Annotated in this window: 22 protein-coding genes and 1 tRNA gene; 7 read left to right on the top strand and 16 right to left on the bottom strand. The window is 35.6% G+C overall.

Annotated features, from left to right (window positions below):
* The first annotated feature begins 87 nt into the window (after positions 1-87).
* The 7 genes from rseP to BUB25_RS04310 all read left to right on the top strand — a co-directional run bounded on the left by rseP (position 88) and on the right by BUB25_RS04310 (position 9284).
* A complete protein-coding gene (rseP, locus tag BUB25_RS04340) occupies positions 88-1431 on the top strand; it encodes an RIP metalloprotease RseP (protein WP_072940548.1) in 1344 nt (447 codons plus the stop codon).
* 133 nt (positions 1432-1564) lie between these two features.
* Positions 1565-1638 (top strand) — tRNA-Asn (locus BUB25_RS04335).
* A gap of 969 nt (positions 1639-2607) precedes the next feature.
* The gene (locus BUB25_RS04330) at positions 2608-4080 is read left to right on the top strand and encodes a PhoX family protein (RefSeq protein WP_072940545.1); all 1473 of its coding nucleotides are present in this window, start codon (positions 2608-2610) and stop codon (positions 4078-4080) included.
* A 64-nt stretch (positions 4081-4144) separates the two neighbouring features.
* Complete coding sequence (locus BUB25_RS04325; RefSeq protein ID WP_072940542.1) at positions 4145-5965, top strand: cytochrome c peroxidase; 1821 nt, start codon at positions 4145-4147, stop codon at positions 5963-5965.
* 206 nt (positions 5966-6171) lie between these two features.
* Positions 6172-7290 (top strand): PQQ-dependent sugar dehydrogenase, encoded by a 1119-nt coding sequence (locus BUB25_RS04320; RefSeq protein ID WP_072940539.1) that lies wholly within the window; start codon positions 6172-6174, stop codon positions 7288-7290.
* Positions 7291-7366: 76 nt separating this feature from the next.
* A complete protein-coding gene (locus BUB25_RS04315) occupies positions 7367-8404 on the top strand; it encodes a hypothetical protein (protein WP_072940535.1) in 1038 nt (345 codons plus the stop codon).
* A 25-nt stretch (positions 8405-8429) separates the two neighbouring features.
* On the top strand, positions 8430-9284 hold the full coding sequence (locus BUB25_RS04310) for a polysaccharide deacetylase family protein (RefSeq protein ID WP_072940532.1): 855 nt from the start codon (positions 8430-8432) through the stop codon (positions 9282-9284).
* Between the two features lie 75 nt (positions 9285-9359).
* On the opposite strand, the gene BUB25_RS04305 is transcribed toward BUB25_RS04310, so the two are convergent.
* From BUB25_RS04305 to BUB25_RS04225, 16 genes are all read right to left on the bottom strand, one after another.
* Positions 9360-10613 (bottom strand): murein hydrolase activator EnvC family protein, encoded by a 1254-nt coding sequence (locus tag BUB25_RS04305; RefSeq protein ID WP_084089424.1) that lies wholly within the window; start codon positions 10611-10613, stop codon positions 9360-9362.
* Between the two features lie 61 nt (positions 10614-10674).
* The gene (locus tag BUB25_RS04300) at positions 10675-11448 is read right to left on the bottom strand and encodes a lipoprotein insertase outer membrane protein LolB1 (protein WP_072940526.1); all 774 of its coding nucleotides are present in this window, start codon (positions 11446-11448) and stop codon (positions 10675-10677) included.
* Positions 11449-11455: 7 nt separating this feature from the next.
* Positions 11456-12802 carry a tetratricopeptide repeat protein gene (locus tag BUB25_RS04295; protein WP_072940523.1) on the bottom strand — a complete coding sequence of 449 codons (1347 nt, stop codon included), beginning with the start codon at positions 12800-12802 and terminating at the stop codon, positions 11456-11458.
* A gap of 68 nt (positions 12803-12870) precedes the next feature.
* Positions 12871-13887: a sugar phosphate nucleotidyltransferase gene (locus tag BUB25_RS04290; RefSeq protein WP_072940520.1), complete on the bottom strand. Its 1017-nt coding sequence runs from the start codon at positions 13885-13887 to the stop codon at positions 12871-12873.
* 80 nt (positions 13888-13967) lie between these two features.
* A complete protein-coding gene (gene dut / locus BUB25_RS04285; protein ID WP_072940518.1) occupies positions 13968-14402 on the bottom strand; it encodes a dUTP diphosphatase in 435 nt (144 codons plus the stop codon).
* 67 nt (positions 14403-14469) lie between these two features.
* Positions 14470-15939 carry a lipopolysaccharide biosynthesis protein gene (locus BUB25_RS04280; RefSeq protein WP_072940515.1) on the bottom strand — a complete coding sequence of 490 codons (1470 nt, stop codon included), beginning with the start codon at positions 15937-15939 and terminating at the stop codon, positions 14470-14472.
* A gap of 59 nt (positions 15940-15998) precedes the next feature.
* Positions 15999-16475: a hypothetical protein gene (locus tag BUB25_RS04275; RefSeq protein ID WP_072940512.1), complete on the bottom strand. Its 477-nt coding sequence runs from the start codon at positions 16473-16475 to the stop codon at positions 15999-16001.
* A gap of 11 nt (positions 16476-16486) precedes the next feature.
* Positions 16487-16930 carry a GNAT family N-acetyltransferase gene (locus tag BUB25_RS04270; protein ID WP_072940509.1) on the bottom strand — a complete coding sequence of 148 codons (444 nt, stop codon included), beginning with the start codon at positions 16928-16930 and terminating at the stop codon, positions 16487-16489.
* Between the two features lie 91 nt (positions 16931-17021).
* Positions 17022-17882, bottom strand: a complete 861-nt coding sequence (atpG, locus tag BUB25_RS04265; protein WP_072940506.1) for an ATP synthase F1 subunit gamma — start codon at positions 17880-17882, stop codon at positions 17022-17024.
* Positions 17883-17955: 73 nt separating this feature from the next.
* Positions 17956-19533: a F0F1 ATP synthase subunit alpha gene (atpA, locus tag BUB25_RS04260; RefSeq protein WP_072940503.1), complete on the bottom strand. Its 1578-nt coding sequence runs from the start codon at positions 19531-19533 to the stop codon at positions 17956-17958.
* Between the two features lie 38 nt (positions 19534-19571).
* Positions 19572-20105 (bottom strand): ATP synthase F1 subunit delta, encoded by a 534-nt coding sequence (gene atpH, locus BUB25_RS04255; RefSeq protein ID WP_072940500.1) that lies wholly within the window; start codon positions 20103-20105, stop codon positions 19572-19574.
* Between the two features lie 4 nt (positions 20106-20109).
* Positions 20110-20601, bottom strand: coding sequence for a F0F1 ATP synthase subunit B (locus tag BUB25_RS04250; RefSeq protein WP_072940496.1), 492 nt, complete (start codon positions 20599-20601; stop codon positions 20110-20112).
* An 82-nt stretch (positions 20602-20683) separates the two neighbouring features.
* Positions 20684-20884, bottom strand: a complete 201-nt coding sequence (gene atpE / locus BUB25_RS04245; protein WP_031453874.1) for an ATP synthase F0 subunit C — start codon at positions 20882-20884, stop codon at positions 20684-20686.
* Between the two features lie 40 nt (positions 20885-20924).
* A complete protein-coding gene (gene atpB / locus BUB25_RS04240; RefSeq protein ID WP_084089422.1) occupies positions 20925-22064 on the bottom strand; it encodes a F0F1 ATP synthase subunit A in 1140 nt (379 codons plus the stop codon).
* A gap of 520 nt (positions 22065-22584) precedes the next feature.
* Positions 22585-22761, bottom strand: a complete 177-nt coding sequence (locus BUB25_RS04230; protein WP_317047060.1) for an AtpZ/AtpI family protein — start codon at positions 22759-22761, stop codon at positions 22585-22587.
* Between the two features lie 16 nt (positions 22762-22777).
* Positions 22778-23185, bottom strand: a complete 408-nt coding sequence (locus BUB25_RS04225) for a bactofilin family protein (protein ID WP_072940489.1) — start codon at positions 23183-23185, stop codon at positions 22778-22780.
* Positions 23186-23187 lie beyond the last annotated feature (2 nt).

The raw sequence follows: 23187 nt of genomic DNA, 5'->3' as shown, positions 1-23187 counted from the left end.
TTTTAAAATGCTCTGGAACAATAATTGTCAATAAAACAAATAGAAAACCTTACTTTTGTGAGTTGTAAAAAGAATTAAAATTAAAAAATGGATCTATTTATCAAGCTTTCTCAATTTTTATTGAGTTTATCATTACTTATTATACTTCACGAATTAGGACATTTTATTCCTGCTAAACTATTCAAAACCAGAGTCGAAAAATTCTACTTATTTTTTGACGTGAAATATTCCCTTATAAAAAAGAAAATTGGCGAAACCGAATACGGAATCGGTTGGTTGCCTCTAGGCGGATATGTTAAAATTTCCGGAATGATTGACGAGAGCATGGACAAGGAACAAATGGCTTTGCCACCGCAACCATGGGAATTTCGTTCCAAACCCGCTTACCAACGTTTGATTATCATGTTGGGTGGTGTGACGGTCAATTTTATTTTGGCTTTCATTATTTATATCGGGATGGCCTTTGCTTATGGCGACACCTATATTGCCAATGCTGATTTGAAAGACGGTCTTTTAATCGACAACCAAGTCATGCAAAATGCCGGTTTCAAAACGGGTGATAAAATTTTGGCCGTTGATGGCACAAAAATCATCAAGTTTGACAACGACATCAATATGAAAATTATTATGGCCAAAGAGGTTCTTATCGAAAGGAACGGAATTGAACAGTCTATAAAAATGCCGAATGACTTTGTAGATCAATTATCTAAAATTGAAAAAACACCTATAGTAGGTATCAGAATGCCGTTTGCAATCGGTGCCGTAAGTGAGGAATCACCAAATAAAGCATTACAAGCAAAAGATTTAGTCCTTTCTCTAAACGGTCAAAAAACGAAATATATCGATGAAGCAAAATTGATTTTAGAAAATAACAAAGGAAAAACCATTCCTGCAATTGTATTGCGCAATCAAAAAGAGGAAAGCATCACTGTAAAAGTTTCTAAAGAAGGTACGCTAGGAGTAAATCTAGGCGGTATAAGCATGGAATCATTAGAGAAATTAGGGTACTATAAAGTAAGCAAACAAGACTTTAGTTTCATGGAATCCATTCCAGTGGGAATTACCAAAGGAAAAGACCAATTAGTAGGTTATGGAAAACAATTGAAAATGATTTTCAACCCTGAAACCAAGGCGTACAAACAAGTAGGCGGTTTTAAAGCCATATTTGATATTTTTCCGAGTACATGGAGCTGGGAAGTTTTCTGGTCTATCACGGCTTTACTATCAATTATGCTTGGAGTAATGAACTTATTGCCTATTCCGGCGCTTGATGGAGGTCATGTAATGTTTTTATTATACGAAATTATTTCCGGCAAGAAACCGAGCGATAAATTTCTAGAAAACGCCCAAATGGTTGGTTTTGTTTTACTTATAACACTGCTTCTATTTGCTAATGGAAACGATATTTACAAAGCGATTATTGGCAAGTAAAAAAAATTAAAAAAAGTTTGATTTTTATTTGCAGAAACCAAATGATAGCCTATCTTTGCAACCGCTTAGACGAACAAACAACATCAACTAAAGCACAACAAAACGTTCTTAATTACATTTAAAATATACAGTTTCCTCCTTAGCTCAGTTGGTTAGAGCATCTGACTGTTAATCAGAGGGTCCTTGGTTCGAGCCCAAGAGGGGGAGCTTTCAAAAGCCATTCAAGAAATTGAGTGGCTTTTTTTGTTTTAAGGCGGTAATGAAAGCGAGACTTCACGATGTTTTATTATAAAATGAAGATTTTGTCATTTGACAACTTTGACAGCTTATTTTGAGAAAAAAAGGTATCCATAAAGGTTACCATAAAAAATCTTGAGGTTACCATTTTATAATCCGAATTGTATGTCTGACTTAAACTCAAAAGTTATGACAACAGAAAACGAATCAATGCGAAAAGCTGTGGAATTTCAAAAATTATGCATAAATTGAAGTTAGCCTAAAGAGGCAAAATTCAATATTCCTCACTCCTCTGAATTTTGATTTAAAAGCTTCTGTTTTTCTAATTATTCCTTATCCGTCTTAAGTGGTTTTTTGTAGGAATTCGACAAGTCATTTTTAGTGCTTAGGTTGGTTCTTTTTTAGTGTTTTATTACTGCTTTCCAGTTTTGATACATCAGTCATACACTATCCATGCTTTATCCATACACTATCCATGCTTTAACTATGCATTATCCGTTTGGTGATTTTATGTTGTTTTTTAGTCTAAAAGTATAAATTTATATGTTTTTTCTTATGATTAAAGACTTTTTAAAAGATTAGCTTATTGTGGCTTAGTAAGCTCAATTTGTCCTACAAAAATGAACAATCGATGGCTTTACTTCAGATCAATTTTAAAAGTTATTGAGCGGTAAAAATCAAGCTTGAAAAATAGTTGCCCTGAGCTGAACGAAATTGAATTTTCTGTTTTTCATTGTTCGTTCTTTATCATAAGGACAAAACGATTACGACAGCATTGATTAAAAAAACCTCCTTCTGTTTCTATTTACTCAAAATTAACTTGGTAATATTCTCCTTACCTACACTTAACGAAATAGTCACTATTTCCATAAAGTCTCATAACCTCTTTCCGATTTCTTCACTGTTTCTTTGTAAAAAAATTAATTCAAAAAAAGAATCATGAAATTTAATTATCTGAAACAACTCGGACTTTTATCTGTCGTAAGCTTAGCGGCTGTAAGTTGCCAAAATGACACTAACGAGAGCAAACCGAATCCTTTGATTGATTTTAACAGCTCATCTATGCCTGCTTTGGTGGTAGCCAAAGAAGGTTTCGAAAACCTAAAGATTACTTCATTAATCAGCAGTACTGATGTATTGGCACAATCACCTGGTTTCGTTTATGGAGCACAACCTGATGGAGCAGGATTTATGAAAGATCCAAACGGGGACGGTTACATGATGATTACGAACCATGAAATATTAAAATCGGTTTCCAGAGTCTATTTTGACAAAACCCTAAAACCGGTAAAAGGAGATTATATCGTTGACGGAATTGGAGGCATGACCCGTTTGTGTTCTGCAACTTTGGCCACTCCGGCAATTCACGGATTTGGCCCACTATTTTTAACCGCTGGAGAAAGTGGCGAAGAAAGTATGGTGCACGGCATTGATCCTTTCAGCTTAAGCAGCCAAAAAAGCAGAACAGACCGTGTTTTACCAGCCTTAGGAAAAGCGAGTATGGAAAATGCTGTTCCGCTTACGAAAGCAGCTTATTCCGGCAAAACAGTAATTCTTATTGGTGAAGACCAAAGTTATTCAACCGATCATACGAGTGCAGGACAAGTTATCATGTATGTAAGCGATGTTGTTGGCGACCTTACTAACGGTAAATTATATGCCTTAAAAAGAAATGACGGAGTGCAAGCTGAAACTTCCATGACTGTAGGCAACTCTTTTGATGTGTCATTTGTGGAGATTCCAAATGCCAAAAACATAACAGGAGCTGCTATTAATACTGCCGTAAATAATTTAGGCGCAATCCGTTTTTCAAGAGTTGAAGATGTAGATTACAGAAAAGGTTCTGCTAAAAACAACAGAGAAATCTATTTTACAGCTACAGGTCAAGCCAGTGGTGGCGCTCCAGTTGCCGGATATACCATGTGGGGCAGAGTATACAAATTGGTCTTAAACGAGAATAGTCCATTAGCAGGAAAATTAGAATTGGTAGTTGAAGGCGATTCGACTCCCGGAACCGGAATCATCAATCCAGATAATATCTGCGTGACTGAGAATTATGTTTACATCCAAGAGGATGGAGATTCTTACTATGCAAATGCAAAACACGACTCTTATATCTGGCAATACAATATTGCTACAAAAGTAAACAAACCATGGTTGACCATGAATCATAAAAGAGACGATGCCGTTTGGAATGCAACCTACAATCAAACCGGAACTACTAAACTGGGAAGTTGGGAATATGGAGCTATGGAAGACATCTCTGATGTAATAGGAGTGCCAAATACATTTATTGTAAACATTCACCCTCACACTTGGCAAAAAGATGCTTTCTTAAATCCTGACGGAAGCGGTGTAAACACCAATAAAGAAGGAGGTCAAACCGTAATTATCAGAAACGTACAAAAATAATTTTTGATACCCATAAACAAAGACAACTCTGTCAAGGGTTGCCTTTGTTTTTATTTTACCTGAAATGAAATTCTCTAAAAGCATTTGTACTAAAAAAATTATTTTTATTCTCAACTTCACTCTTGCACTTGTGCTCTTTGGTTGTGAAAAAGAATATAGCCGTCTAAGTATCCAAGAGGAACTACTGGCAGATGTTGAAAAATTTGAACTAAAAACAAATGAATTTCTACAGATTGCCGAAAAAGAAACGGATCAAAAAAAGCTTAGGGACGCTTTCAAATCTACTAGACTATCCTATAAAAAAATAGAATGGGCAGTGGAATATTTTACGCCAGATCCGGCGCGATTCATTAATGGTCCCGCTCTAGACGAACTAGAAGTTGCCGAAAATAAATTTTTGCCTCCAAATGGCTTTCAAGTTATAGAAGAACTGTTGTATCCAAATTATGAGCCTAAAAACAAAGTCGATTTAGTTCGAGAAATTAAAATGATTAAAGCTAATTTGAATCAGGTAAGACAAAGTTTGAGCGCAATCACCATTTCGGATGATTTCGTTATAGACGCAGCCAAAATGCAAATCAACCGCATTCTTGCACTGGGAATCACTGGATTTGATTCTCCTATCGCCCTGCAATCTATCCCGGAAACAAAAACAAGCTTGAATGCTTTAGGTATTTTGATTGACAAAATGGATTACAAAGGAGCAAAATCAAAACAAATAGAACAAAAAATAAAGGATTTGTGTCTTCAGGCAGAAGAATATTGCCATTCCAATTCGGATTTTAACACTTTCGACAGGGCTTATTTTATCAAGAATTTCTTGAATCCAATCCACAAAAATCTAATTTCATTTCAGAAAACAAATGCTATAAAAAACATAGACAAAAACAATGTGGTAAACCCAAATGCTGCGTCTATTTTTGACAAAGATGCCTTTGATGTAAATGCGTTCATTCCTTCAAAAGAATACCAATATACTGACCAAAAAGCAGCCTTGGGAAAACAACTTTTTAATGAAAATTCCTTTTCGAAGGACAAAACCAGAAGCTGTTCTTCTTGTCATAAGCCCGATTTGGCATTTACAGATAATTTAAAAACCAATAAGTCCTTACAAGGAGGCCGTCTGAGTCGAAACACACCCACTTTGACGTATGCATCCTTGCAGAACGCCCAGTTTTGGGACATGCGCCAATTGGATTTGGAGAAACAAAGCACTGATGTCATTCAAAACAAAGAGGAGATGCATGGCAACATATCGGAAATTACAGAACATTTAAATAAGGATAAAAACTATCTGAAGTCATTTCAAGCAGCATTCCCAAAATCAAATAAAATAGAGCAATGGCAAATTCAAAATGCCTTGGCGAGTTATATTCGTTCCCTAAATGCATTCGACAGTAAATTTGACAAATACATTCGCGGGGAATCAACTGATTTAACTTCCGAAGAAAAACTAGGTTTCAATCTTTTTTCAGGAAAGGCCAAATGTGCTACTTGCCATTTCATTCCTTTATTCAACGGAACAGTTCCTCCAAAATTTAATACAAGCGAACACGAGATTATCGGTACACCCGCAGAAAAAAACAGTTTAAAAATAAGTCCCGATTTAGGAAGATACACACAACATCAAATGCCGCAATTAAAAAATGCTTTCAAAACACCAACCGTTAGAAACGCTGCGATAACTGCGCCTTACATGCACAACGGAGTATTCTCGACTTTAGAAGAAGTAATCGATTTTTACAATAAAGGCGGAGGCCAAGGCTCTGGAACTATCGTTGACAATCAAAGTTTGTCTTCAGAAAAACTGAATCTGACGGAAAAAGAAAAAAAAGCATTAATCGCTTTCATGGAAACGCTGACTGATGAAAAATACCAACACTAACTCCTAAAAGCTTCTTTAAAGCTTAAAAAAATAAACGTTGTTTTTATTTGCTACTCTATTGTTCTAAGAGTAGCCCCTTAAAAGACCGTCCTTCTGGATGGTCTTTTTTTATTTCCAATAAAATAAACCTTCAAAATCCTAAAAAAAGCCAGCCAATGATTTTCTTTTACTATCTTTAAATCAAGCTTGTACCAAAAAATAAAATCATGGATAAAATTAAATTCTTTTTGCTGTCTTTCATTTTTTTTAATTGTCAGGCACAATCCAATCCAAATGATGTCCCACTTCAAGAAGAGGTAAAGAACTATAAATTAGAAACCATCGCTAACGGAATTCCCATTCCTTGGGGAATGGCTTGGACTCCAGATGGCACCCTATTAGTCACTGAAAAAAGTGGTTTACTATACCGAATCAAAAATGGTCGAAAAGCACAAATAAAAAACGTGCCAGAGGTTTATAATCAGGGACAAGGCGGTTTACTTGACATTGCCTTGCATCCCAATTATGCTAAAAACGGCTGGATTTACCTGACACTGGCCTCCAGCGAAGGCACGGGCAAAGGCGGTAATACCCAACTCATTCGTGCCCAACTCAAAAATGAAAGTCTGACCAATATTCAATCGCTTTATAAATGCTCACCCAACACCACCAAAGGACAGCATTTTGGTTCCCGAATCGTTTTTGACAATGCCGGATATTTGTATTTTTCGGCAGGAGAACGCGGAGATCATTTTGTTAACCCACAAGACATCAGCAGGGACAATGGAAAAATATACCGCCTTAATGATGACGGAAGCATCCCAAAAGACAATCCATTTGTAGGAAAGCAAGGCAGTAAAGAAGCGATTTATTCCTATGGACACCGCAACCCCCAAGGATTAGCCAAAAATCCGTTTACGGGTGCTATTTGGGAACACGAACATGGACCCAAAGGAGGCGATGAAATCAACATCATAAAAAAAGGAGCCAATTATGGCTGGCCCATTGTGACCTATGGAATCGATTATGACGGTAGTGACATCAGCACTAAAACAGAAAAAAAAGGAATCGAAAATCCAATCTATTATTGGGTGCCATCCATTGCCCCCAGCGGAATGGCTTTTGTGACTTCAGATCGCTATCCGGATTGGAAAGGACATTTGCTTGTGGGCTCCTTAAAATTCCAATATCTGGAACTGTTGAAATTAAACGGAAATAAAATCATTGGACGACAAAAAATAGCAACAGATATTGGGCGCGTGCGCAATGTCGCTCAAGGTCCGGATGGCTATATTTACCTGGCTGTGGAGAGCAAAGGGATTTTAAAAATAATCCCTAATAAATAGATATTAAGAATACTATACTAATAAATCTCCCGTTCATTAAAAGCTTTACCTTTGTGTTTAATCGAAGATTATTTTTATGAAAAATTCCGCTATCGCCTTCCTTATATTGATCACTTTATTTAGCATTTCCGGTTGCAACAAAGGCAAAGCTGCAGACGAAGTAAACTCAAAAAAACAGCCAAAAACAGAAACGGCTGTAACCTCTGATGTTGCCAATAAAAAAGCAGTTAGCACAATCGACACCGCCGATTACAACAAAAGAATACTTCATCTAAGTAATAAAGACACTACCGGAAGATGGCCTGTCAAAACTCCATATCCACTAGACGGCGCTATATTGCCATACCATAGAATTATAGCCTTTTACGGTAATCTTTATTCTAAAAGAATGGGAATTCTGGGAGAAATTCCAAGAGCGGAGATGATCCAAAAATTACAGGGCGAAGTGGCAAAATGGCAAGCCGCAGATTCTACCATGAAGGCCATTCCTGCTTTGCACTATATCGCAGTAACGGCTCAAGGTGCACCCGGAAAGGATAATATGCATCGCATGCGCATGCCTTTTAAACAAATAGACACTATTTTAGATTGGGCAAAACCCATCGATGCTTTAGTATTTCTGGATATTCAAGTGGGACATAGCTCTCTAAAAACCGAAGTTAGCGAACTGGAAAAATATTTAAAATTACCTCATGTTCATTTAGGAATCGATCCTGAATTTTCATTGAAAAATGGAGAAGTTCCCGGCACTAAAATTGGCAGTTTTACCGCTGATGATGTCAATGACGCAATTGATATTCTCGCAAAAATTGTCCGAGAAAATAAGTTGGCGCCTAAAGTGCTTGTTGTACATCGCTTTACCCAAGGTATGCTCACCAATTATAAAAAAATAAAAACAGTCCCAGAAGTACAGCTAGTGATTGATATGGATGGTTTTGGCAGTAAAATTCTAAAAAGATCTACTTATTTAAGTTACATCTATAGAGAACCTGTTCAGTTTACCGGCTTTAAATTATTTTATAAAAATGATACCAAAAATAACCCAAACGGCATGTATACTCCAGAGGAACTGCTGAAATTTACTCCAAAACCCGTTTACATTCAATACCAATAAATTGGGAAACCTTAAACCTTGAAGTATGAAAAAATCTGCATTTTACTTTTTTATTTGTATTTCTCTAGTTCTTAGTTGCCAAAAAAAAGAAGCGCAAATCAACAAGGAAATCTCCAAAACATCCTCCATTAGCGAGAAAAAAACAGAGCCTAAATTGTTAGAAATGGCTAATTCAGCCACCATACTATCCAAAAAAGAAGTACCGGTATTATGCTACCACCGCATCCGGAAAATTCTAGCCGGAGACAGTAGCGACATGAAAACCTATTCCGTCACTCCAGAGGCTTTTGCTGAACAAATGAAAGCCTTGCATGATAATGGCTATCAAACCATCTTGCCGGACCAACTCTATGATTATTTGGTTTATGATGCACCATTGCCTACTAAGCCTGTCATGATTACATTTGACGATACCCGTGAGGAACAATTCACCATAGGAGCTGCAGAAATGAAAAAACAAGGTTTAAAAGGAGTGTTTTTTATCATGACTGTCTCCATTAACCGTCCTAACTATATGACAAAAGATCAAATTAAAAGTTTAGCTGATAATGGACATGTGATAGCAGCTCATACTTGGGATCACCATATGGTCACTAAATATTCAGGTGAGGATTGGAATAGCCAATTAGTAAAACCAAAAAGGAAACTGGAAGAAATCATTGGTAAACCGGTAGATTATTTCGCTTATCCCTTTGGACTATGGAACAAAGAAGCTATTCCTGAGGTAAAAAAAGCCGGCTATAAAATGGCCTTTATCCTTTCTGCCAAAAGAGATTCGATTGATCCGCTTTATACTATTAGACGCATTATAGTCCCTGGAGGCTGGTCAGCTGAATCGCTTTTAAAAAATATGGAAAGCAGTTTCAATAAGCAGCAGTAAATTTGATTTCATAAAAAAAGCCCTGTTTTATCGCTTTCGAATAAAACAGGGCTTTTTTATTATAGTAAAAAAAAATTATCTATTGGACAACCAAGCTTTTGGATCGGTATAAGTTGTGTTTTGTGAAAGAAAAAACTTAAGTACTGTCTTACCAGTTTCACTACTGGTTCTTATTCTACCTAAACTTTGTTTTTCATTCACTTTATCCCCTTTACTTACTGATACCGAACTCAAGTTTTGGTATACCGTAAAATAATCTCCGTGTTGGATAACCACTGCTTTATTTATTGGAGATAGAACAATAACACTGGTCACTTCTCCTCCAAAAACTGCTCTTGCCATGGCACCATCATTGGTAGTAATTTCTAATCCACTGTTATTAATCACCAAAGTACTGTATACCGGATGCGCCTGACTACCAAAACCCAGTGAAACAAATCCTTTTTCTACAGGCCAAGGCAATCTTCCTTTATTCGCTCTAAAATTATCCGCGATTAGTTTAGACTCTGGTGTCAATTCTATTCTGGAAGAAGAAACGGGTGCTTTGGATGCCGCTGCGGCCACTTCTTTAGGGCTTGCCTTCGAATTATTTGCTAAGGCTTTTGCTTTCGCTTTTTCCAAAGCTGCTTTTCTATTTGCTTCAGCAATCGCTTCGCGTATTAAACGATCAATTTGTTTTTCGATTGTTTTTGCCTCTCTTTGCTTTTTTCTAATGTCAGATACAATTCTGTTTTTATCCTTTTTGATTGAATTGACTAACTTTTCCTGCTCTTTCTTTTCTATTTCAAGAGCTGCTCTTTCTTTTTTATTTTCGGCCAATAACTTTTGTTTCGCTACTTTTTGAACGTTCAATTTATCATTGTAAGCTGCCAACTCAGTAGACTTGCTCTTGATTTCCTCTCCTTGATTTTTCCTAAAACTAGTATATTGTTTAAGATATTGCGCTCTTTTATAAGCCTGTAAAAAATTCTCGGAAGACAGTATGAACATCGCCCTGCTTTGTTCAGAACGGCTTTTATAGGATTTCACAATCATCTTAGCATAATCTTCTTTAAGAACCTCTAATTCTTTATTAAGTTTATTGATTGCCATCTGATTGATGTACATGTCATTTGCCAAAAGTTTGGTTTGCCTTTCGGTTGTATTAATCAGGATTTCCTTCAGTCTTATTTTGTTTTTTTGAATCGTATAAATATTCACTGCCGATTTTTCCTTTGATTTCACAGACTGCAATAACTTTTCGTTATCTCTTATTTCCTGTTGAATCTGGGCTTTTCGCTGTTCTAGCTTTTCTTGTTGAGAAGACTGACTCCAGATCACTGAAGTCATGCATAAAAATAGTAGGCTTAGGAGAAATTTTGGCATCTTAAAAAAATGTTTTTTTGCAAATTTACTTAATTATAACTCTTTTGTACCCATTTGGTACACTATATGGAAAAGAAAGTTCTTCATTGAAAGAAATAGTATTATAATCCAAATTGATTTCTGTTTTTCCTTTCTTTTGATAGGTGTTTATCATAACACTTGTGGGGATAACAACATCGTTAAACACTTTATTGTTATCATAAGCCACTTGAATCATTCTACCCTCGGCTGTTTGGGTTATTTCCTGTTTTTTTATACTGAAATTATCCGAATCCAAATAGAAGGTTTTTTTAGTGTTTTCATTATCTACATCATCCAATCGGTACAAGTGTTCTACTAAGGATTCTGTGTACTTTCCTTCCTTCAAATCGTCCAAGGCCTCACCAACTAATAGATTTTGGATTTTATTGTAATCCAAATCAGTACCTAACCATTGGCTTAAAGAACTGAAGTCGCCCTCAAAATAAGTGCCTTTTATTTTTTCATAATAGCCCACTGCTGTAGGAGTTATGGACGCTTTGGCCATGGTAATTCCCAGAAAACGGATGCTCACTAATATTTGTTCATCCTTCTTTATTTTTATCTCGGCTGTTACATTTTGCGTTTGTTTCTCATCAGCATACTTCGCGTCAGCTTTAATGTATAATGTAGAAAAATCATTTTTATTGTTGTAATGATTTTCTATTATTTTCTTGGCCTTCATGTAAGTCGTTGGAGTAGTTGCTGAGGCGACTACCGCTTTTGATTTACAGGAAACCATGATAACGACTACTAATAATCCTGCTAAATATTTTTTCATCTGAATTTTATTTCTTTAATAATTGATTGGCTTTGGAAAAGTAAAACTCCTTTTTCTTTACATCTCCCAAGCCATTAAAGGCTTCTCCAAGTTGGATATTGAAATTTATTTCCAATGTTTTATCGTCAACCAGATAATCCAATCCCATTTCTAATATTTCTTTTGCCTTTTTAAACTGCTTTAACTGATTGTAAGCCAATCCCGAATAATAATAAAACTGCGGTTGAGTTGGGAATAAATCCACCATATTGATTGCTTTCTTGCTTAGCAATTCAAATTGTTGTGTTTCGGCATAGGCCTGAAACAACAGCAAATTGGTTTCGATATCGGTCTCGGTACTTTTGGAAATTGCTTTGTCATAATACCCAATCGCTTTATCCCATTGTTTCTTATTGTGATAAAACTTTCCTATTTCTTTGGCCACATTCACTTCAGGATCATTGTCAAAATAACCAACGGCCTTTTCTAAATCGGCGGTGAAATGTGGGTTTTTATTGGTAAAAATTAAAAACTCATTCAGGATTCGGTGCTTTATTTTAGAATCTATTTTACTGCTTGCCAAAGCTATATTCATTGCTTTTACGGCTTTTTCTCCCTGATTGCTTTCCAGATAATTCTTAAATAAACTCAGCTGTGCCCACTCCGAAGTAGGAATTGCAATTTCCAATTTTCGTGCCGTTTCCAGCATTTTATCAGTTTCATTGTTTTTCGAGTACAAATAAATCAGTGAAATATAATTCGATTCCTCTTTGGGATTATTCTTTATTTGCTCTAATAAATTAGCTATTTCTACATTTTGATATTTCCCTTGGGACAAAATCTGATTCTTGTAGGATTCCCTGCGTTCTGATTTCCCAAATGTTTCATTGAGTTCGTTGATCAGTTCCAATGCCTTGTCAAACTGACTTGTGCTCATGTAAAGCGAGGCCAAATCCTCTTTGAATCTGGGGTCAAATTCAATCAGCTTTTGAATGGTAATAATACCGCGATTGAAATCCTTTGTCGCATAATCCACGTCGTACATTCCTATCCAAAACCATTTGTTAGTAGGTTCAATTTTTGTGGCTTTTTCAAAAGAACTATACGCATTTTTATAGTCTTTGGAAGCCAAATAATTTTTCCCTAATTCGAAATGAATCGTTGCATTTTCCGGTTCCATCTTCAAACATTTTTCTAAAGCCAAAATCGCTTTATCATAGTTTTCGATTCCTTTTTGCTTGAGTGACTCGTAAAAATATTCCTGAAATTTATCCGTATTCAGCTTTATGTCTTCCGGCTCGGTTTGTGCCCATAGCAAGTTTGAATTGCTTAGCAAAACCAAGAATAGAATCAATAATGCTGTTTTATTTTTCATTTATTTATTCTTTATCCCTCCTGATTTATCAGTTTTTGACTGGTTCAGGAAGGGATTTTAGTCTAGACTTATTCTAATACCGAATAATCCCCAATGCTGATACTGGTGAAATTACCGTCAAAACTCGCATGATTACCAATCATGGCATTGTCTAAATTAGCATTTTTTATATGAACATGCGTCTGAATCAAACTGTTTTTTATGCTACTATTTATTACGTGAGATCCTTTGCCTAAAGAAACATTTGGTCCTACCGTTGCATTGATTAACACAACATCTTCCCCAATATAACAAGGCGGAATAACCGTTGCATTCTCCTGTTTTACATTTGCACTCACAAGATTTATACCATCATTCTGCAAGAAGCCTAACATTCTGGAGTTGGTTTCCACCGTTACATCTTTGTTTCCGCAATCCATCCACTCGTCAACGCTTCCGGTTTTAAATACCTTACCGTTGGCCATCATGGCTTTAATCCCATCATTTATTTGATATTCTCCGCCATTTTGGATTTTATTATCCAAAACGTTTTGCAACTCTTGTTTTAAAACACCCACTTCTTTAAAGTAGTAAATCCCGATAACTGCCAAGTCGCTAACGAACTCTTTTGGTTTCTCGACAAGTTCTATAATTTCATTGTTGGCGTTCAACTTTACAACACCAAAGGCTTCCGGCTGATCTACCTGTTTTACCCAAATAACCGCATCAGCTTCTGGATCCAGTTTAAAATCGGCTCTAATCAAGGTATCCGCATAAGCAATTACTGCGGGTCCCGAGAGCGATTCTTTGGCACACATAATAGCATGTCCGGTTCCTAGAGGTTCATCCTGACGGTAAATAGACGCTTTGGCTCCTAAACTTTGGGCTAGTTCTTGCAAACTTTTCACAAGATCATCTCCAAAAAAGGCAGGGTCACCCAATATGAAAGCAACTTCATCGATAGGCTCAGCTAAGATCTTAGCAATATCTTCGACTAAACGGTGCACAATTGACTTTCCTGCAATAGGAATTAATGGTTTTGGTATGCTCAGTGTATGTGGGCGTAGACGAGATCCACGTCCTGCCATTGGTACTATTATTTTCATATATTTTTTTTGAAATATAAATGATTGAAAAATTAAATGGCTATGTTTAATTTTTCAATCATTCCATTATTTAATTCTGTTTATTTTACTCCAGTGCTTCCAAATCCGCCTTCACCTCTAGACGTTTCGGTCAATTCCTGAACTTCAATCCAGTCTGCACGCTCGTGTTTTGCAATAATCAATTGGGCAATACGTTCCCCGTTTTGAATCACAAAATCCTGATTGGATAAATTTACTAAAATCACGCCTATTTCTCCGCGATAATCGGCATCAATAGTTCCGGGACTGTTTAAGACCGTTATTCCGTTTTTGAAAGCCAATCCGCTTCTTGGTCTCACTTGCGCTTCATAACCTATGGGCAATTCCATAAAAAGACCTGTTTTAACAATGGTTCTTTCTAAAGGCTGTAAGGTTATCGATTCCGTAAGATTTGCTCTTAAATCCATTCCTGCCGAAGCTATGGTTTCATAGTTAGGCAAAGCATGTTGTGATTTATTGATAATGTTTATGTTCATTTTGTGTTTTTTATGATAAATTGGGAATCAGTCATGACATCTGGTAGGGACAAGTCACGACTTGTCCCTACGAATAATTTTTACGTTTTATAATTTTGATTAATATTTCTTTTTCGTTGTAATAAATAAAATACAGGAATACGATTAATAACGCAATTCCTACGAAGTAATTCTCTCTAAACCCGTAAAAAGATACCACAGAGAAAAATATGGATAGCGAAAGATAGGCTCCTATTTTTTTTAAATCATAAGGAATCGGATAGTATTTATTGCCCAGATAGTAGGAAATCAGCATCATACTTCCATAGGCTGCAATGGTTGCTATCGCCGAACCATAATAACTCATGCTTGGAATCAATAAATAATTTAACGCCAAAGTGATGAGCGCTCCAATTATTGAAATATAGGCTCCAATATAAGTTTTGTCAATCAATTTATACCAAACAGAAAGATTCGTGTAAATCCCCAAAAAGAAATTGGCCAAAATAATTAAGGGAACGACTTTCATCGCTACCCAATAAGAGCTGTCACGAATCATTAGTAATTTAAAAAGATCGGCAAAAACGATTACAGACAGCAATATGAAAGACCCAAAAATGACAAAATATTTCGTCACCATCGCATAAGTCTGTGGCGCATTTTTATCTGAGGCATGGCTAAAGAAAAAAGGTTCTATTCCAAGAGTATAAGCCGTACGGTACAAAACCATAAACAAACCTAATTTATAACAAGCCGAATAGACTCCCACTTCTGCTTCGGCAATATTTGCCGGTAATAATTTAGACAAAAGAATCTTATCAAATTGTTCATTAATGGCAAAAGCAATTCCGGCCACCATGATGGGCATACCGTAACGCATCATTCTTTTCCATAATTTGAAATCGAATTTCCATTTTAAATACACATAATCAGGAGAAATTGCTACAAAAGTCAATAAACTGGCTATAATATTAGCCAAGAAAATATAGCCCATTTGAAAATTTTCTACATACAAAGAACTCACAAAACCATGGGGGTTTGCTTCAGTCAATTTTGGGAAATAAAGTAAAAACAATACACTTAGTATCAAATTGACCAGCACATTGCCAATTTTAATCACAGCATATACCATCGGTTTTTGATATGCTCTTAATTTTGAAAAAGGGATAATAACTAAAGCATCCAAAGCCAAAATCCAAATAGTGTAAGAGATATACTGCGAATCTATGCCTGACCATACCGCTAAAGTGTTGCGAAATAACAAAGCGGCAAATAAAAAGAGTATTGTGGTCCAAAAAATAGAAACCATAGAGGTTTCCAGCACCGACTTTTTATCTTTTTCATTGTTGTAGAACCTGAAAAAAGCCGTTTCCATTCCATAAGCCAAAATAACATTGAAAAAAATCATGTAGGCAAAAATAACGGATACTTTTCCATACTCGGCCTTTGGCAGTAAATCGGTATAAAGCGGAACCAATAAGAAGCTGAACATTCGCGGTAAAACCGTCGCGAGTCCATATATGGCTGTTTGTTTAAAAAGATTTTTATATAATCCCAAAATGCTGTCTCTTATTAATTTCTAGGAAACAAAAATAACTAAATCTTTGGTTTATTCCTTCAAGGATGAACAATGATTGGCTTTTCTTTTACGCCGGCGATTTTGTAGTAAAATGTTTTTGTTTTTAATTTATACTCCAATACCGCTTCTGTTGGTTTTAAATCAAATTTTGGTGGTACAACTATAGGCGCCTTATTTCCATATTCCTTTAAGGGATCACTATCTAAAATGAAGTCTTGCTGAGCTTCATTGGGATAAAAATGAGCAACATAAACTTTTTCACTTTTCTTTTGCAGCTTAGCTTGCCCATGGCGAAAATAGATGGTCTCTACAAATATCCCTTCCTGAAGCGGATTCTCCAATTCAATAAAAAAATCCAAGACTTGATCCGATTTCTCCTGTCCTGTACTTTCCCTTTGAAAATAAACCGCAGCTATTCTTTGTGGAAAATCCTTTTGATTCGTTGGTTTACATCCACAACAAAACAGACTAAAAATAATCAAAACTAAGAAAACGCTTTTTGTAATAAGTTTCATTTGCAATTGATTTAGGACAAGCCTTCTTCGTTTAATATCTTTAAAAAATGAAATCCTTTAGGAACATAACCTTGATTGTAATAAAAGCGGTGTGCCGTAAAATTCCCGGTAAAAGCATCCAAAACTATCATTGTACAATTAGTTTCTTTTGCTTTTTTATCAATATAATCCGTCATCATTTTACCAATGCCTTTCGAACGATGATCTGGATGGACTATAAAATTATCGATTTCTAAATACTTTCCAGACCACAGTTTAATACCGGACCATAAACCACTTATGCCTACGCAAATCTCATTTTCAAAAACAGCTACTTGTTGGTAATTACGCGGAATCATTTCCTGAAGATAGGATTCGTATTTCTCAAAAGTAAAGTTTGGATACAAATGTTTCATCATCTCAATTTGATCCAGCATCTCCTCTTGGGTAGTCAATTCTTTAATGTACAATTGCATTATATTCGATGTTTAATTCAGACTCTAAAATTAGCTAAAAAAAAAGAGTCACGATAAACGCGACTCTTAAATATTTTTAATACAAAATAGATTATCCTTTCAAGGCTTCGGCTCCACCAACGATCTCCAGGATCTCATTAGTAATTGCAGCCTGACGGGCTTTATTGTAAGTTAATTTCAATTGATTTCTCAATTCAGTTGCATTATCAGTTGCTTTATGCATTGCAGTCATACGAGCACCATGTTCAGAAGCAAATGAATCTCTGATTCCTTTGTATAATTGTGTTTTCAATGATTTTGGAATCAAGGTCAATACAATTTCTTCTTTTGAAGGTTCAAAAATATAATCGCTCGCTGACACATTTAAGTCTGTTTTTAACGGCGCTAAAGGTAAGAACTGTTCGGTTTGAACAATTTGAGTAGCGGCATTTTTAAACTGATTGTAAATCAACTCAATCATGTCATATTCTCCAGAAACAAATTTTTCTGTTAGTGTATCTGCAATTAAGGCTACATTATCAAAAGTCAAATTGTCATAAACAGCACTTTGATTGTCTACAACTGTATTGGTTTTGCTTAAAACGTCATTTCCTTTTTTACCGATGGCAAAAATATCCACTTGTTTTCCTGCATAAAATGCAGCGCGATTTTTAGCTTCCTTAATTATATTAGTGTTAAAAGCACCACACAAACCTCTATTAGAAGTGATGGCAACAACCAATACTTTTTTTACCTCACGTTGAGTGGTAAATTCTCCACCAATATCACCGTCTAGTGTAGCGGAAAGATTTTGTAATAATTCCGTTAATTTTTCGGCATAAGGGCGCATGGCTGTAATTGCATCTTGAGCTTTTTTAAGCTTAGCTGCAGAAACCATTTTCATCGCAGATGTAATTTGCATCGTTGATGAAACGGAAGTAATTCTATTACGGATTTCCTTTAAATTTGCCATTTTATTTATTGTGAAAAGTGAGAAATGAAAAGTGAATAGTTTAGAACTACTCACTTTTCACTATTCACTAGTATTAGTTATATTTTGCTGAAACTTCTTTTGCCACAGATTGAATTACATCGGTAATTTCGTCTGTTAACTTCCCTGCTTTCAAAGCATCAAGAGTCGCTCTGTGCTTATTGTTCATGAATTCTAAGAATTCTTTCTCAAATTCTTTCACTTTTTCAACAGGAACATTTTTCAATAAGTTTTTAGAACCGGCGTAGATAATTGCTACTTGGTCTTCAACCGTATAAGGATCATTCAAACCTTGTTTCAAGATCTCAACGTTTCTTTTTCCTTTTTCAATCACGTTCAATGTAACTGCATCCAAATCAGAACCAAATTTAGCAAAGGCTTCCAATTCACGGAATTGAGCTTGGTCTAGTTTTAAAGTACCAGATACTTTTTTCATTGATTTGATCTGAGCATTTCCTCCAACACGAGATACTGAGATACCTACGTTGATTGCAGGACGAACCCCTGAGTTAAACAAATCTCCATCCAAGAAAATCTGTCCATCAGTAATCGAAATTACGTTTGTTGGGATATATGCAGAAACGTCACCAGCCTGAGTTTCGATAATTGGTAAAGCTGTTAATGAACCACCACCTTTTACGATTCCTTTAATAGAATCTGGTAAATCATTCATGTTTTTAGCAATTCCGTCATCAGCGATTACTTTACAAGCACGCTCTAATAAACGAGAGTGTAGGTAGAAAACGTCTCCAGGATATGCCTCACGTCCCGGTGGTCTTCTTAATAAAAGAGAAACCTCACGGTAAGCTACAGCTTGTTTAGATAAATCATCATAAACAATTAAAGCCGGACGACCTGAATCTCTAAAATATTCTCCAATTGCAGCACCAGCGAAAGGAGCATAAACTTGCATTGGAGCCGGATCAGAAGCATTAGCAGCAACGATAACCGTATAAGCCATTGCTCCTTTTTCTTCTAACATTTTAGCAATTCCTGCTACAGTTGAAGCTTTCTGCCCAATTGCAACATAGATACAAAATACAGGTTTTCCTGCATCGTAAAATTCTTTTTGATTTAAGATGGTATCAATACAAACAGTTGATTTACCTGTTTGACGGTCACCAATAACCAACTCACGTTGACCACGACCAACCGGGATCATTGCATCTACAGCTTTGATACCTGTTTGTAATGGTTCAGTAACTGGCTGACGGAAGATAACTCCAGGAGCTTTTCTTTCCAAAGGCATTTCGTATAAGTCACCTCCTATTGGTCCTTTTCCATCAATTGGAAAACCAAGAGTGTTCACTACACGTCCTACCATTTGCTCACCTACTTTAAGAGAAGCGATACGTTGTGTTCTTTTTGCAGTAGAGCCTTCTTTGATTCCTGTTGATGGTCCTAAAAGTACCACACCAACATTGTCTTCTTCAAGATTCAATACAATAGCCTCAAGACCATTGTCAAATTCTACAAGCTCACCATATTGAACATTTGAAAGCCCGTAAATACGAGCAATACCATCTCCAACTTGAAGTACTGTTCCTACTTCCTCTAGCGTAGCGCCAGATTCAAAACCTTCTACTTGCTTTCTTAATATTGCTGAAATTTCAGCAGGTTTGATTTCCGCCATCTTAATTTATAATTTAGACACTTTAACGTGCGATAAAACTAGTTACTTAATTCTCTTTTTAATACTTGTAATCTATTAGCAACAGAAGCATTATACTCCTTATCACCAATTCTTAAAATAAATCCTCCAATAATAGATGGATCTATCGTATTTACTATTGTAATTTTTTTATTTGAAAATTCTTTGATTTTTTCAGAAACCTTTGCTTCTAAAACGGAATCCAATGGAGTTGCCGTAGTTACTTTTACTACTTGAAATCCATTGTTCTCATCTGAAAGAATAACATATTGAGAAACAACATCCCCTAAAATTTCAAATCTTTTGTTTTCGAATAATAAACGGAAAAGACTTTTAGTCACTCCTGTTGTACTCGCAAAAACTTCTGTCAAAGCACTTTCCTTAACACTAACCGAAATGGTAGGATTTTGAATAAAACTATTCAATTCCTCATTTCCATTGATTGTTGAAGAAATTAAAGCCATGTCTTTATAAACTTCTTGCTCATTTCCTGCAGAAATAGCTAAGTCTAAGAATGCTTTTGCATAACGAATTGCTGCTCTAGTTCCTGACATAATTTTAGTTTAATTTTACGTCACCTAACATTTTCTCAACTAATTTAGTTTGAGCTTCCTTATTAGATAATTCGTCTTTCAATAATTTCTCTGCAATATTAAGTGACAAAGTAGAAACCTGAGTTTTCAATTCAGCCATAGCTGCATTTTTCTCTGCTTCAATAGCCGCTTTGGCTTGTGATATCAATCGCTCTCCTTGAACTTGCGCTTCTTTTTTAGAATCAGCAATCATTTTGTCTCTCATATCACGAGCTTCTTTTAACAAAGCATCACGTTCTATTCTTGCTTCTTGTAAGATGCGCTCATTGTCAGCAGTTAAATTCTGCATTTCTAAACGAGCTGCCTCAGCAGATGCTAAAGCATTGTTAATAGATTCTTCACGACCTTTTACCGCTCCCAAAATTGGTTTCCAGGCAAATTTTCTTAAAAGAAGAAAGAAAACAAAGAAAATGATCGTTGTCCAAAAAATTAAACTCTCCGGTGCTGTAAGATTCATATATGTATATTTAAAATAATTTTTTCATTTTAGAAATAAAAACTTCCTGCAGCCAACCGCTACAGGAAATTTTAATTTTTAATTACTTTGCAATTAAAGCAACAACTACTGCGAAAAGCGCAACACCTTCAATAAGTGCAGCAGCGATAATCATAGCAGTTTGGATTTTTCCAGCAGCTTCTGGCTGACGAGCAATTGCATCCATTGCAGATCCACCAATTTTTCCAATTCCAAGACCTGCTCCGATTACAGCTAATCCAGCTCCGATTCCAGCTAATACCATAATAATAAATTTATATAGTTAATAATTAATAAAACTCTGATTAATGATGATCATGCTCTGCTACAGCCTGACCAATAAATAATGCTGACAACAATGTAAACACATATGCTTGTAAAGCTGCCACTAACATTTCTAATACACTCATGAATAAAACGAATGCTCCTGAGATAGGAGAAACCCAAGCCGTTTCAAAAATGAAGATTAAGGAAATTAAACTTAAAATGATAATGTGTCCCGCAGTGATGTTAGCAAATAAACGAATCATCAATGCGAAAGGTTTTGTTAATATTCCGATGATTTCAACAGGAATCATAATTGGATATAATGCTTTGGGTACCGGCGGAGTCAAAATATGTTTCCAGTAATCTTTGTTTCCACTGAAAGAAGTTACAAGGAAGGTAATCAAAGCCAATACAAAAGTAAAGTAAATATTTCCAGTTAAGTTTGAACTAAATGGGAAAAACGGAATCAAACCGATAAGGTTGTTAATCCAAATAAAGAAAAAGATTGTCAAAAGGTACGGCATGTATTTAGCGTACTGTTTTGTTCCAATATTAGGAATAGCAATTTCATCTCTTACAAATACCACCAAAGGCTCTAAGAAACCAGCGATTCCTTTTGGCGCTAATTGGTTTTTATTGTAAGAACGGGCTACAGCAAAAAACAACAAGAACAATACGATTGCCGACATCATCATAGAAAAAACATTCTTAGTGATGGAGAAATCCAAAGGTCTGGCGTCAAATTCAAATGCGCCGTTTTTTCTTTGATCTTCTGTTAAATTTTCAAATTTATCAGCGTAAAAAATAACTTCATTGTAACGAACTAAACGTTGTCCGTTTATAGAAACCACATGTTCTCCTGAATTATCATGGTGAAATTGTTCTGCAGAGAAAACTTCTAAACCATTATTTGTCCATAAAATTACAGGCAAATAAAAAGAAATTGGGTGACCCCCAATATCAGCGATATGAAACTCATGAGAATCCCCAATATGGGAATTGATTAAATCAGTCGCATTAAATTCTTTTTCTTCGTGCGCCACTTGAACGCCATGCTCCGCAACAGCTTCATTAACAACTGGAATACTATCAACCCCAGGATTTGCAAATCCAAAGTAAGGAATACTGGCTACTAAAGCAACTAATAAGAACTGAACAGGTTTATTTGAAAATACCATTATTAAATTGTGTGTCTAATTTTACGTTTCAAAATTTTTTGCAAAGGTACATAATTTATTCACAATTGAAAATATATCATTTTGTTTTTAGCCGATATATTCCAAGTAAAGTTCTCTATTTTAAAAATAAACAGCATTTATTGTTTGTTTATTAGGCGAATCGCGAAAAAAGTTTCGAAAAACAAGTATAAAAAATATGGAATAAAAAATGCGCTGACATCAGGAATTTTGCTTTTCAGATCGGATTGTAACAAAGGGATCAGGAAAACTATCGCTGCCATCATCTTAATCAAGCTGATACCCATAAATGCAAAACCGGTTTTGTCTGGAAAGGTTTTGTTTACAAAAATTAAAAAAACATAACTCAGCAATGTAAGCACAAGATGAAAAACATAAATACTCCAGGTTGAATAAAAAAAGATTGTATTTTGAAAAAAAGCAGTCGTACTATAATATTGTAAGGAAAACAATACGATTGAAAAAGGAATTATTAATTTTAAGAATTTGTAAAATTGCTGCATTAGTCTTCTTTGTTTAAATTTTTGACCTGTCGTATTACATTATAAAGTGATACAAAAACAGATACCAGTGATAGAATTATAGTAAAAATGGAAGTTCCCGTGTATTTTTCATCAAGCCATATCCCTAAATAAGTAAAGCAAAAAATGATAACTCCCATTTGAAAAGGAATATTCATCATTGCTAACCATTTACTAGTTTGATTTTTGCTTGGTTTCTTGTCCATCAGGAAGGGATTGTTTTTTAGCATCGGTGTTCATGGTGCATGAAGCACTAAAATCAGCACCGGGTTCTACTGATAATTTTCCGACGGTAACTTCGCCATGAATACTAGCGGTGGCTTTCACGTTTAAAATTTCAGTGACTTGAATCGTTCCATTAAATTTTCCTTCAATATCGGCATTATTACAAACTATGTCACCGGTAACACTTCCGGCAGGACCAATAACCAGTTTTCCGGTAGATTGGAAATTTCCCGTCAATTCTCCATCAAGCCTGAAATCAGCCTGAGAAATAATATCTCCTTTTATAATCGTTCCTTCTACAATTCTATTGGTTTTCCCTAAAAGATCGGTATAGGGCTTCGCTTTTTTATCAAACATTT

The sequence above is a fragment of the Flavobacterium granuli genome, assembly GCF_900129705.1.
GTDB lineage: Bacteria > Bacteroidota > Bacteroidia > Flavobacteriales > Flavobacteriaceae > Flavobacterium > Flavobacterium granuli.
The sequence above is the reverse complement of the archived record's forward strand: the minus strand, read 5'-3'. Positions and strand labels throughout refer to the sequence as shown.

Coding starts and splice junctions, on each gene's coding strand:
- rseP (WP_072940548.1), top strand. CDS start 88: ATGGATCTATTTATCAAGCTTTCTCAATTTTTATTGAGTTTATCATTA.
- atpA (WP_072940503.1), bottom strand. CDS start 19,533: ATGGCGGAAATCAAACCTGCTGAAATTTCAGCAATATTAAGAAAGCAA.
- BUB25_RS04270 (WP_072940509.1), bottom strand. CDS start 16,930: ATGCAATTGTACATTAAAGAATTGACTACCCAAGAGGAGATGCTGGAT.
- BUB25_RS04310 (WP_072940532.1), top strand. CDS start 8,430: ATGAAAAAATCTGCATTTTACTTTTTTATTTGTATTTCTCTAGTTCTT.
- BUB25_RS04225 (WP_072940489.1), bottom strand. CDS start 23,185: ATGTTTGATAAAAAAGCGAAGCCCTATACCGATCTTTTAGGGAAAACC.
- atpH (WP_072940500.1), bottom strand. CDS start 20,105: ATGTCAGGAACTAGAGCAGCAATTCGTTATGCAAAAGCATTCTTAGAC.
- atpG (WP_072940506.1), bottom strand. CDS start 17,882: ATGGCAAATTTAAAGGAAATCCGTAATAGAATTACTTCCGTTTCATCA.
- BUB25_RS04295 (WP_072940523.1), bottom strand. CDS start 12,802: ATGAAAAATAAAACAGCATTATTGATTCTATTCTTGGTTTTGCTAAGC.
- BUB25_RS04230 (WP_317047060.1), bottom strand. CDS start 22,761: ATGAATATTCCTTTTCAAATGGGAGTTATCATTTTTTGCTTTACTTAT.
- BUB25_RS04250 (WP_072940496.1), bottom strand. CDS start 20,601: ATGAATCTTACAGCACCGGAGAGTTTAATTTTTTGGACAACGATCATT.
- atpE (WP_031453874.1), bottom strand. CDS start 20,884: ATGGTATTAGCTGGAATCGGAGCTGGATTAGCTGTAATCGGAGCAGGT.
- BUB25_RS04275 (WP_072940512.1), bottom strand. CDS start 16,475: ATGAAACTTATTACAAAAAGCGTTTTCTTAGTTTTGATTATTTTTAGT.
- BUB25_RS04305 (WP_084089424.1), bottom strand. CDS start 10,613: ATGACTTCAGTGATCTGGAGTCAGTCTTCTCAACAAGAAAAGCTAGAA.
- BUB25_RS04300 (WP_072940526.1), bottom strand. CDS start 11,448: ATGAAAAAATATTTAGCAGGATTATTAGTAGTCGTTATCATGGTTTCC.
- BUB25_RS04325 (WP_072940542.1), top strand. CDS start 4,145: ATGAAATTCTCTAAAAGCATTTGTACTAAAAAAATTATTTTTATTCTC.
- atpB (WP_084089422.1), bottom strand. CDS start 22,064: ATGGTATTTTCAAATAAACCTGTTCAGTTCTTATTAGTTGCTTTAGTA.
- BUB25_RS04290 (WP_072940520.1), bottom strand. CDS start 13,887: ATGAAAATAATAGTACCAATGGCAGGACGTGGATCTCGTCTACGCCCA.
- BUB25_RS04330 (WP_072940545.1), top strand. CDS start 2,608: ATGAAATTTAATTATCTGAAACAACTCGGACTTTTATCTGTCGTAAGC.
- BUB25_RS04315 (WP_072940535.1), top strand. CDS start 7,367: ATGAAAAATTCCGCTATCGCCTTCCTTATATTGATCACTTTATTTAGC.
- BUB25_RS04320 (WP_072940539.1), top strand. CDS start 6,172: ATGGATAAAATTAAATTCTTTTTGCTGTCTTTCATTTTTTTTAATTGT.
- dut (WP_072940518.1), bottom strand. CDS start 14,402: ATGAACATAAACATTATCAATAAATCACAACATGCTTTGCCTAACTAT.